Source organism: Micromonospora sp. NPDC049559 (genome assembly GCF_040676675.1).
In the GTDB taxonomy this organism is placed as follows: Bacteria; Actinomycetota; Actinomycetes; order Mycobacteriales; family Micromonosporaceae; genus JBFAPK01.
This window is the reverse complement of the sequence record NZ_JBFAPK010000005.1, coordinates 254,829-261,959: the sequence shown is the minus strand read 5'-3', so window position 1 is coordinate 261,959 and position 7,131 is coordinate 254,829. Positions and strand designations below refer to the sequence as shown.

The following is a 7,131-nucleotide window of genomic DNA, read 5'->3' as shown; positions in this document are numbered from 1 at the left end:
AGCGTGCCGTTCGGCCCTGACGGCATGGTCCTCGCCACCGGCAGCCGGGACGGGACCGTACGGCGGTGAGAGGTTGGGCAACGACGGGGCGGGCGAGGGGGACCCGGCGCCGGTCAGGCCAGGTCGCGGCGCTGGAAGGTGGCGAACGCGGCCGCCGCCAGCGCGCCGGCCACGCCGAGCAGCACCACCAGCGCCGGCCGCCAGGTCAGCGTGTACGTCGGGTCGCAGCTGTTGGAGAAGGCGGTCAGGCACTCGGTGGTGTCCCAGAGCCGCAGCTCGCCCTGCATCCAGGCGCTGACGTGGGTGGAGAGCATGAACTGGTCGAGCCGGTGCACCCCGACGATCTCCATGACGATCCGCGCGCCGGCCTCCCAGACCACCGCGTACGCGGCCACGACACCGAGCGCGGCGGCGGTGTGCCGCCCCAGCGTGGCGATCGCGAAACCGGTCACCGCCGCCAGCACGACCAGCACCAGTCCCCGGCCGACGCTGAGCGACAGCCACCGCCAGAAGTCCGCCCCCACCCGGCCGGGCAGGCCGTTGCTCTCGGCCACCGCCCAGAACGCGGCGAGGTAGACCACGGTGGCGAGCACCGACAGGACCAGCAACCCGCCCAGCAACGTACCGAGCTTGGTGCCGAGGACCAGCAGCCGCCGGGGCCGCCAGAGCAGCAGGTTCGTCATCCCGCCCGAGGTGAGGTCGGCGCCGACGTACGAGGCGGCCACCAGGAACCCGAAGAGCACCAGGAAGCCGATCAGGAAGTAGACCAGGGGCCGGACCTCCTTGTCGAAGACGAAGATCCCCGGCAGGAAGTCCGCGACGCTGCGGCGCAGCGGCCGGATGCTCTCGCAGTCCTTCGGATAGGCCCCGCTCTCCGACCCGTCGACCGGCGCCTCCCCGTTGTTGCCGCGGATCTTGGCGTCGACGCAGCCCTCGTACGCGCTGCGGTCCCGCTGCCAGGAGGCCAGCACCTGCTGCTCGGCCCGCTGCAGCTCGTCCCCGGAGGGCCGGTGCGAGCCGGACATGGTGGTGGCGATGGTCACCCCGAACGCGACGACCAGCAGCACCAGCATCAGCTGTACGAAGCGGCGCCCACCCAGACGCAGCAGTTCGGCCAGTACCAGGTTCACGCCTCGACCCCCGCTTCGTGCCGCGCCGCGGCGTCCGCCGCCACGCGCTCGTCGGATCCGTCCCCGACCCGGGGATCCGGGCCGCCCACCGGGCCCAGCTCGATCACGTCGGGCCCCTCGCCGCCGGGCCGCACCGACCCGCCCACCTGGCGCGGCACGTCGCGCTGCGGCGTGGTGCCGGTCAGCTCGAGGAAGACCGTCTCCAGGTCCGGACTGAGCGGGCGCAGTTCGCGTACCCAGAGCTGGGCGGCGCCGAGCAACTGCGTCACCCGGGCCCCGTCCTCGACGCCCGAGACGACGAGGTGGTCCGGGTGGATGGTGACCGGCAGACCGGCCTCGGCCAGCAGCTCGGCGGCCCGCTCCTGGTCGTCGACGCGGACCTGGTACTCGCTGCGGTCCCACCCGGCCAGCACCTCGTGCACCGGTCCGCTGGCGGCCCGGCGTCCCCGCGAAATGATCGTCACGTGATCGCAGATCAGCTGGATCTCGGCCAGGATGTGACTGGAGACCAGCACCGTCACGCCCACGGCGGCCAGGTCGCGGACCAGGTCGCGCATCTCCCGGATGCCCGCCGGGTCGAGCCCGTTCGCCGGCTCGTCCAGTATCAGCAGCTCCGGCTCCTTGAGCAACGCGGAGGCGACCGCGAGACGCTGCTTCATGCCGAGCGAGTAGCCCCGCACCGGTTCCTCGGCGCGGTCGCGCAGGCCCACCTGGGTGAGGACGCCGTCCACCCGCCCGTTCGGAATCCCCTCGGCGAGCGCGAGCAGCCGCAGCGTGCGACGGGCGGTGAAGTTGCCGAAGAACTGCGGACTCTCCACGATCGCGCCGATCCGCCCGGCGACCGCCGGCAGCCGCTCCGGCGCCGGTTCGCCGAACACCCGCATCCGGCCCGCGTCCGCCCGCACCAGGCCGAGCAGGGTACGCAGGGTGGTGGTCTTGCCGGAGCCGTTCGGCCCGAGGAAGCCGTGCACCTGCCCGGACTCGACCAGCATGTCGAACCCGTCGAGCGCGTGGTGGCGACCGCGGCGGCCGGTGCCGAAGCTCTTCCGGAGCCCCTCGATCTCGATGACCGCCGTCACGCCCCGACCTCCACCGACGTCCCGAGCCGCCACCGCCGTCTGGTCCGGGCGCCCACGGGCGGCCGGAGTCGGGTTCGCACGGTCACGGGACGGCTCCGGGAACCGGGAGCGGGCCGGCGTGCCCCGCGCACGGCCGCTCGATGCGTGATCAAAGACACGGAATCCAACCCTACGGGGAGCACGGCGGCCGTGGGGGGCGCGGCGCGGCTGCGTGGTTGGATGGGCGGGTGCCTACTGACCTCGTCCGCGATGTCGTCGCCGAGTCCGGCGCCGTTGTTGGTGCCGGCCCGACTCCGGCCCCCGTGCACGACGATCTGGTGATCGACCTGGCAGGGGTCGATGTGGTCCGCTCCGGTACGCACCTCTTGCGCCAGGTGAGCTGGCGGGTGGAGCTGGACGAACGCTGGGTGGTGCTCGGTCCGAACGGGGCCGGCAAGACCACCATGCTGAACCTCGCCTCCGGGCGGCTGTACCCGACCACCGGCACCGCCCGGGTGCTCGGCGAGCGGCTCGGCCGTACCGACGTCAACGAGCTGCGTACCCGGATCGGGCTCACCACGGCCGCGCTCGCCGAGCGGATCCCCGCCGACGAGCGCGTCCTCGACGTCGTGGTGACCGCCGCGTGGTCCGTCGTCGGCCGCTGGCGGGAGAGCTACGACCCGATCGACGAGGCGCGCGCCGCCGGGCTGCTGGAGCAGCTCGGAGCGGGCGCGCTCGCCCAACGGTCGTACGGGACCCTCTCCGAGGGAGAGCGCAAGCGGGTGCAGATCGCCCGCGCGCTGATGACCGACCCGGAGCTGCTGCTGCTCGACGAGCCGGCGGCCGGGCTGGACCTGGGCGGCCGGGAGGACCTGGTCGGCCGGCTCGCCCGGCTGGCGCGCGACCCGGACGCGCCCGCGATGGTGCTGGTCACCCACCACGTCGAGGAGATCCCGCCGGGATTCACCCACGCCCTGCTGTTGCGGGACGGCGGGATCGTGGCGCAGGGGCTGATCGGCGAGACGATCACGGGTGAGCACCTGTCGGAGACGTTCGGGATTCCGCTCTCGGTCGAGCGGGTCGGTGATCGGTTCGCGGCTCGGGCTGCCTGAGATCTCGGTTGCGGTTGAGGGGTTGGGGGCGGGATCGCCCACTCTGGGCGGTCAGGCTTGATCCCGTCGTGGGCGATCCCGCCCCCAACCCCGTCGTGCGCCGGCTGGTCGCGCCCCTTTCGGCTGGGTTTGTGTACGGCCTCGGTGGTGACGCCTCGGGCGGGTGCTCCGGTCGGCGCGCCCGGGTGTGCGTTTGTCGTCGGGTCAGCGGAGGCGGGGGAGTAGGGACTCGGCGGCGAGGGTGATCTGGGTGACCGCGAGCTGGGGGTCGCGCGGGGGGATCAGGACGAGTGCGTCGGCTCCGGCCTCCAGTAGCGCGGTCGCGGCGGCGGCGCAGCGGTCCGAGGTACCGGCGACGGCGAAGCGGTCCAGGTAGTGCTCGGGCAGCGCGGCGGCGAGGGCGGCCAGGTCGGGTGACCGGGCCAGCAGCGCGGCGATCTCGGCCGCCAGGTCCCCGTCGGCGGGGGAGAGCGGCGGGCCGTCGAGCAGCCGGGCGGCGATCTCGCGCCGCGCGCTGGTCGGAGCGGCGTCGAGGTCCAGGTGGGTGTAGACGGTCAGCCGGTGCGGGTCGGTGCGGCCCGCCTCCCGTCGGCCCTCGTCGATCAGGCCCCGCGCCCAGCGGATCTGGGCCGGTCCGGCGCACTCGGCCAGAATGGTGCCGTCGGCCAGCCGGCCGGAGAGGCGCAGCGACCGCTCGTTGCGTACGCCCGTGTAGACCGGCGGCGGCTGCGCCGGCGGGAACTCCAGGGCGACCCCGGCGAGGCGGGCGTACCGGCCGTCGACCGTGACGGTCTCGCCGGCGAGCAGGGCACGGACCGCGGTGACCGTCTCGCCGAGCACGGCCAGCGGTGAGGGGTGGTCGGCGCCCACCTGGCGTACCCAGTCGGGCATGCCGTGCCCGAAGCCGGGCAGGATACGGCCGGGAAAGGTACGCACCAGGTTCGCCACCTCCATCGCCGCCAGGGCCGGGTTGCGGAACGCGGCGGGCAGGATGCCGATGCCGACGGTCAGGTTCTCGGTGCTGGCGGCGGCGATCGCGGCGGCGGAGACCGCCCCGGCGAAGAAGCAGTCCTCGACCACCCAGAGCTCGTCGTAGCCCAACCGCTCGACCAGCCGGGCGTACGCGGGCAGGTTCTCGGGCGGGGTGTCGCAGCGGTACATGACTCCGATCGGCGTGTGTCCCATGCCGGGCAGCCTGCCATGGGCGCGAGAGCGCGGTGCGCCGGCGGCGACGTCCGGTGGATCATCGCCGATCATGCCGAGCCGAGGCGGGATTCAGGCGGCGGTCAGGCAAGGCGGAGGTTCGTCCGGATACCGGTGTTGTATCCGGACGAATCGACAACGCAGCCGGTCGTCGCCTGGGCCCGACGCAGGCCGGCATTGATCGGCAGGGCACGGCTTAGACTCGGACCGACCGAGATCGGGGAGGTAGGCGACGTGGACCGGCCGCGCGTGGTGGTCGTGGGCAGTGCCAACATGGACCTGGTCGCGACGGCGCCGAAGCTGCCCCGATCCGCCGAGACGGTGCTCGGCACCGACTTCGTCATGGTCGCCGGCGGCAAGGGCGCGAACCAGGCGATCGCCGTGGCCCGCGCCGGGGGCGCCGCGACGTTCCTCGGGGCGATCGGCTCGGACTCGTTCGGCGTGACCCTGAAGGCACGCATCGCCGCGGCCGGGGTGGACATGTCACACGTCCGCGTCGTCTACGGCACCTCCGGGGTGGCGCTGGTCACCGTCAGCGCCGGCGGCGAGCACGCGGTGGTGGTGACGCCGGGCGCGAACGCGAGCTTCGCGGGGCTGACCGAGGCGGAGCTGGGTGCCGTACGCGCGGCGGACGTGCTGGTCGCGCAGCTGGAGATCCCGGTCGAGACGGTGACCCAGGCGGCGCTGGCGGCCCGGGAGGCCGGCACCCGGGTGGTGCTCAACGCGGCGCCGCCCCGGGAGTTGCCGGCCGAGCTGCTCGGCGCGGTGGACCTGCTGGTCGTCAACGACCTGGAGGCGCGGGCGATCAGCGGCAAGGGTCGGGAGGCCCCGGAGGCGCTGCTCGACGTCGTGCCCCGGGCGGTGTTGACCCTGGGCGCCGAGGGCGCCTGGTACGGCGAGCGTGGCGGGCGGTGCCAGCACGTACCGGCCTTCAAGGTGGAGTTGGTCGACTCGACCGGGGCCGGCGACGCCTTCACCTCGGCGCTCGCCGTCGCCTGGGGCGAGGGGCGGGACCTGGTCGAGGCGGTGCGGTGGGCGAGCGCGGCGGGTGCGGCCTGCGCGCGGCGGCTCGGCGCCTCGGTCTCGCTGCCGTCGCGGGCCGAGATCGACGCCCTTTACCGGTCCGGCGACCCGGCGTAGGATGACCGGGGTCGGGGCGGGCCCGGTAAAGCGCTGGGCGGCGCCGGTCGCGGCGGGTACCGTGGAGGCATGGAGATCGTCAATCGTACCGCCGCCGCGGCCGCGCGAGCTACCCGCTCGTCGGTCGCCGCCGACTGATCTCCCGATCTCTTTCTGATCTCTCCCGCCGGCGACCGGATATCGGTCCGCCGGCATTTTGTTGCGCCCTGGGCGCGCTGTCCCCGCCGTCGGGTCGCCTCCGGTCGTCATGATCCGAAAGGCCGGTCCGATGACGCCCGAGCAGATCGTCCGTACCTTCGTCGACTATTTCCGGGAGCGCGGCCACGCGCTGGTGCCCGAGAACTCGCTGATCCCGCCGCCCGGGGATCCGGTGCTCTTCACCACCTCGGGGATGCACCCCCTGACGCCCTACCTGGAGGGGCGGCCCCATCCCTTCGGGCGGCGGCTGGTGAACGTCCAGCGCTGCCTGCGTACCACCGACCTGGACGAGGTGGGTGACCGCACCCACCTGACCGTCTTCCAGATGCTCGGGTCGTGGTCGCTGGGCGACTACGACGGGCCCCGGAGCCTGCGGTGGGGGTACGACCTGCTGCGCGAGGGGTTCGGCATCGACCCGGGCCGGCTGCACGTGACCGTCTTCGGCGGCGACGAGCGGGTCGGCCCGGACCTCGGGTCGCTGGAGACCTGGCGCGAGCTGGGCGTACCGGTGGAGCTGACCGGGGCGGAGAACTGGTGGTCGAACGGCCCGACGGGCCCGTGCGGGCCGGACTCGGAGATCTTCGTCTGGACCGGTGACGGCCCGCCGCGCGGCACGCCCGGCACCGACGGGCGCTGGCTGGAGGTCTGGAACCACGTCCAGATGCGCTACCACCGGTACGACGACGGCCGGCTGGAGCCGCTGCGGCAGCCCAACGTGGACACCGGGATGGGCCTGGAGCGGATGGAGATGGTGTTGCGGGGCAACGGTTCGGTCTTCGAGGGGGAGGCGTTCGAGCCGTGGGTCCGCGGCGTCACGGGCCTGTGGGGCCTGGACGGGGAGGCGCTGCGCCGGGTCTGCGACCACCTCCGGTCGAGCGTGGTGGTCGTCGGCGACGGGGTGCGCCCGTCGAACACGGGCCGGGGCTACGTGCTGCGCCGCCTGCTGCGCCTGGTCCTCACCGAGCTGTGGCGGGCCGACCCGGCGCGAAGCCTGGGCGACCTGCCGACCGAGCCGGTCGAGCGGACGCTGGACCGGTTCGGGCAGCGCGCGGACGTGGGCGAGCTGCGGGACCTTCTGCTGGCGGAGGAGCGGCGGTTCCGGGGCCTGCTGCGGCGCGGCGGGCCGATCGTCTCCCGGTACCGGTCCCGGTCCCGTGGTCCGTTGACCGACGAGGACTACCGGTACCTGCACGACACGCACGGCCTACCGCGCGAGCTGGTCGACGCGCTCTAGCCGAAGGACGGCTCGCACGCCGCTGTAGCGGCCGGAAGGTAGGTCGCTTGATCGAC

The 7,131-nt window shown here is 73.8% G+C and carries 6 protein-coding genes; 3 read left to right on the top strand and 3 right to left on the bottom strand.

From position 1 onward, the window contains the following. Positions 1-113: 113 nt before the first annotated feature. Together AB0J86_RS09995 and AB0J86_RS09990 are read right to left on the bottom strand one after the other, a co-directional pair. Complete coding sequence (locus tag AB0J86_RS09995; protein ID WP_363855328.1) at positions 114-1,130, bottom strand: ABC transporter permease; 1,017 nt, start codon at positions 1,128-1,130, stop codon at positions 114-116. Beyond that, a complete protein-coding gene (locus AB0J86_RS09990) occupies positions 1,127-2,209 on the bottom strand; it encodes an ATP-binding cassette domain-containing protein (RefSeq protein WP_363855326.1) in 1,083 nt (360 codons plus the stop codon). Before AB0J86_RS09990 ends, AB0J86_RS09995 begins: the two co-directional genes overlap by 4 nt. A 140-nt stretch (positions 2,210-2,349) precedes the next feature. Between AB0J86_RS09990 and AB0J86_RS09985 the strand changes: the two genes are divergently transcribed. Further along, positions 2,350-3,300, top strand: a complete 951-nt coding sequence (locus tag AB0J86_RS09985; protein ID WP_363855323.1) for an ABC transporter ATP-binding protein — start codon at positions 2,350-2,352, stop codon at positions 3,298-3,300. 204 nt (positions 3,301-3,504) lie between these two features. Here AB0J86_RS09985 and AB0J86_RS09980 read toward each other — a convergent pair whose 3' ends face one another. Next, complete coding sequence (locus AB0J86_RS09980) at positions 3,505-4,485, bottom strand: LLM class flavin-dependent oxidoreductase (protein WP_363855321.1); 981 nt, start codon at positions 4,483-4,485, stop codon at positions 3,505-3,507. 252 nt (positions 4,486-4,737) lie between these two features. Here AB0J86_RS09980 and AB0J86_RS09975 point away from each other — a divergent pair, with 252 nt between their 5' ends. Continuing rightward, positions 4,738-5,643, top strand: a complete 906-nt coding sequence (locus AB0J86_RS09975) for a ribokinase (protein WP_363855318.1) — start codon at positions 4,738-4,740, stop codon at positions 5,641-5,643. A 268-nt stretch (positions 5,644-5,911) separates the two neighbouring features. Next, positions 5,912-7,075: an alanine--tRNA ligase-related protein gene (locus AB0J86_RS09970; protein ID WP_363855315.1), complete on the top strand. Its 1,164-nt coding sequence runs from the start codon at positions 5,912-5,914 to the stop codon at positions 7,073-7,075. Positions 7,076-7,131: the final 56 nt, after the last annotated feature.

Coding starts and splice junctions, on each gene's coding strand:
- AB0J86_RS09970 (WP_363855315.1), top strand. CDS start 5,912: ATGACGCCCGAGCAGATCGTCCGTACCTTCGTCGACTATTTCCGGGAG.
- AB0J86_RS09985 (WP_363855323.1), top strand. CDS start 2,350: ATGCGTGATCAAAGACACGGAATCCAACCCTACGGGGAGCACGGCGGC.
- AB0J86_RS09980 (WP_363855321.1), bottom strand. CDS start 4,485: ATGGGACACACGCCGATCGGAGTCATGTACCGCTGCGACACCCCGCCC.